Source organism: Microcystis sp. M53603_WE2 (assembly GCF_030065435.1).
Window position 1 is genome coordinate 1 of the sequence record NZ_JASJFF010001355.1, and the last position, 3,205, is coordinate 3,205.

Annotated in this window: 3 protein-coding genes and 1 pseudogene; 3 read left to right on the forward strand and 1 reads right to left on the reverse strand. The window is 44.9% G+C overall.

What is annotated here, in order from left to right:
- Positions 1–42 precede the first annotated feature (42 nt).
- The 3 genes from PX481_RS28510 to PX481_RS28520 all read left to right on the forward strand — a co-directional run bounded on the left by PX481_RS28510 (position 43) and on the right by PX481_RS28520 (position 2,892).
- Positions 43–237: a hypothetical protein gene (locus PX481_RS28510; RefSeq protein WP_196219851.1), complete on the forward strand. Its 195-nt coding sequence runs from the start codon at positions 43–45 to the stop codon at positions 235–237.
- Positions 238–364: 127 nt separating this feature from the next.
- The gene (locus PX481_RS28515; RefSeq protein WP_002761065.1) at positions 365–1,471 is read left to right on the forward strand and encodes a hybrid sensor histidine kinase/response regulator; all 1,107 of its coding nucleotides are present in this window, start codon (positions 365–367) and stop codon (positions 1,469–1,471) included.
- A 20-nt stretch (positions 1,472–1,491) separates the two neighbouring features.
- On the forward strand, positions 1,492–2,892 hold the full coding sequence (locus tag PX481_RS28520; protein ID WP_323131880.1) for an ankyrin repeat domain-containing protein: 1,401 nt from the start codon (positions 1,492–1,494) through the stop codon (positions 2,890–2,892).
- Positions 2,893–2,916: 24 nt separating this feature from the next.
- Here PX481_RS28520 and PX481_RS28525 read toward each other — a convergent pair.
- Positions 2,917–3,205, reverse strand: a pseudogene (locus tag PX481_RS28525) (hypothetical protein); the annotation flags it as partial.

Below are 3,205 nucleotides of genomic sequence, written 5' to 3' on the forward strand. Positions count from 1 at the left end.
CGGGGGGAAAATTCCTGGACTTTTTCCCTGAAAATTAGGTAATTGGCCACCTCAAAACTGGTAAAACCCCACACCCCACACCCCACACCCCACACCCCACACCCTGCCACCACCGAAAAACTTTTTCAGCAGACCCTAAGTATTGTTTCCGATTGTGGCAGTCATCTTAATAGTGAGGTACTAATTTTTCGTTTTGGGGGGCCAGTCGTCACGATTCGGTCGTCAATAGCAAATTAGGTTATACTTCATCTTTAAGAAAAAAGCTGTAAGAATCGACCTCGAAAATGTCTTGACCATCGAACCCGATTCAAGGTATTCTATCAGGGTAGATCAGACAGTAATGAAATTCAGATTTAAATTGGCAATGTTAAACCAGTTAAGAATTCTAATTGTTGATGATAATGAAGTAGATCGGATCGCCGTGCGCCGATTCTTAAGAACATCGGAGATGGCGATAGAAATAACAGAAGCCGCTGACTATCAAGAGGCTAAAGAAAAGATGTCCAATAATCTTTTCGACTGTATGTTTATCGATTATCTTCTACCCGATCGAGATGGTTTGACTTTGGTGCGGGAAATTCGGCAACAGGGACTTAAAATACCCCTAATTGTTTTAACCGGTCACGGAGACGAAGGAATTGCCGTAGATATGATGAAAGCCGGTGCTTCCGATTATCTGAGTAAATTTCGTCTTTCTGCCTCGCGCTTAAATCAAGCGATGCGAAACGCCCTACGCATCTATGAAGCGGAACAAGAAGTGGCGATTGCCAAACAAGAAAAAGAGCAATTGGCTAGACAAAAAGAAGATTTTGTTTCGAGGATGACCCACGATTTGCGAACTCCCTTAGTGTCTGTCAATCACATATTAGAACTATTTCAAGAAGGTTTATACGGTGAGATTACTCCCGAAATGAGTCGAGTCATTCATGTGATTATTCGCAGTAATCAAAATCTCTTGGAAATGGTTAATAATCTTTTGGAAGTTTATTGTTATGAAAACGGCGAAAAGATACTTAATTTTACTAAATTAAAGATTATCGATATTCTCGAAGAAGTCTGTCAGCAGTTAACTCCCCTTGCCCGAGAAAAAGGACTAGAATTAAGCTTAAATGCCGAAAATGCCGGGGAAATTTTCCTAACTGGCGATCGCTTGGAACTGCGGCGCGTTTTTACCAATCTCATCGGCAATGCGATTAAATTTACCCAAAAGGGTGATGTGAAAATTCATCTCATCCCCGCTACAGAGGAAGATACTTTTGTCACCATTGTCGTCGAGGATACTGGTATAGGAATTTCAGCAGAAGAACTACCCCGGATTTTCGAGCGTCTGTACTCCGGTTCCCCAGACAGTTCCAACAATGGGTTAGGACTTTATCTCTCCCGTCGCATTATCGATGCTCATGGGGGAACTATTGCCGTCACCTCAGAATTAGAACGGGGTAGTAGCTTTTCTGTCCGTTTACCTGTCTAGAAAGATCGATAATAGAAAAAATACTTTCTGCCGATCGGTCACTGTTAATGGCTTCTAATTGGGATATCTTGTTAATACAAGCGGCGCGTCAGGGCAATCTCGCGCGGGTTCAAGCTTTACTGAGTCAGGGGGCAAATGTCAACGCCACTGATGGGCAAAATACTACGGCTTTAATCTATGCCGTGCAGGGGGGTCATAGGGAAATTGTGGCAATTTTGCGAGAATTTGGGGCTGATATCAACAAAAGTAAACAACCTCAAGGTTTAAGCCCTCTCATGTTAGCGGCTGCCCTCAATCACAGTCAAATCCTTGCTCAATTAATCGCCGCCAGTGCTAATGTCAATCAGGTCAATCAAGATGGTACACCAGCACTAATGATCGCCACTTATAAGGGTCATACAGCGATCGCAGAACAGTTATTAACCGCCGGCGCTCGGGTCAATATGCGCGATCAGGATGGAGATACGGCTTTATCTGTAGCGATCAAACAAAATTACGCCGCAATTGTCCATTTACTGCTCGATCGTGGTGTAGATGAAGAAATCCGTCAACAAGCTTGGTTACAGGCTCTCGTCGCCAATTGCCCAGAAATCCTCGAATTGTTTATTACCCGTGGTATGCCCCTCGATGCTCCCACTTTATCCGGGGAGACTCCCCTAATTTTGGCTGTAGAGAAGGGAAATCTCGGCAGCGTACAAACTTTACTGCAAGCGGGAGCCAATCCGAACATTAGCACGGAGGAGGGAGAAACTGCCCTGATGATCGCCGCTGCTGAGGGATATTTCGATATTGTCCGACTTTTACTTGCTCAGGGGGCCCGTGTTGACAATCAAAATCAGGCGGGAGAAACGGCCCTGCATTTAGGGACGATCGAAGGACATTTAGAGATCGTCCAGGCCTTACTACAAGCTGGCGCTTTTGTCAATCACCGTAACCATTTTGGTGATACACCCTTGCTTATCGCCACGGTGCAGGGATACGAAGCGATCGTTTTAGAATTGTTAAAACAAGGAGCGGAGCCTAACCTAACTCAGCAGGGAGAAACACCGTTAACTTTAGCTTTACAGCGCCAATTTACGGAAATCTGCCGTTATCTCCTCGAATACGGGGCTAATGCCAACGCCGTTTATCCCGATGGCAAAACCGTCCTTATGAAAGCTTGTGAGGACAATAATAGTCAATTGGTGCGCTGGTTAATCGATATCGGTGCCGATGTCAATAAACTCGATTTTAGCGGTGCTTCCCCGTTAATGTGGGCTAGTTATCACGGTTGTCTCGACACGGTTAAAGTCCTGTTAGACGGGGGAAAGGTGAACTTAAATCAGAAAAATCAAGGGGGAATGACCGCTTTAATGTTAGCTAAATTTAATCACCATCAGGCGATCGTTTCTTTATTACAACAAGCAGGAGCGATCGAGTAGGAGTGCAAGTTTAGCGATCAGCGATCAGCAGTCCCGATGCCAAAGTTGGCACCGCCAAGCATGAAAATATTCTGATTGACGAATTGGCGTTATTTCAGCCTCTATTTTCAAGTCAGTGCCTCTCCTGATATGTAGCCTATACTCAACGGATTTAGTATTACTTGCGATTTTATCGCTCAATCCGAGCTTTTGGGGGGTAGAACCCCCCAAACCCCTAGGGTTGATTCCAGGTAGGGTTGATTCCAGGTAGGGTTGATTCCAGGTAGGGTTGATTCCAGGTAGGGTTAATTCATGAATCAACCCTACCCAAACC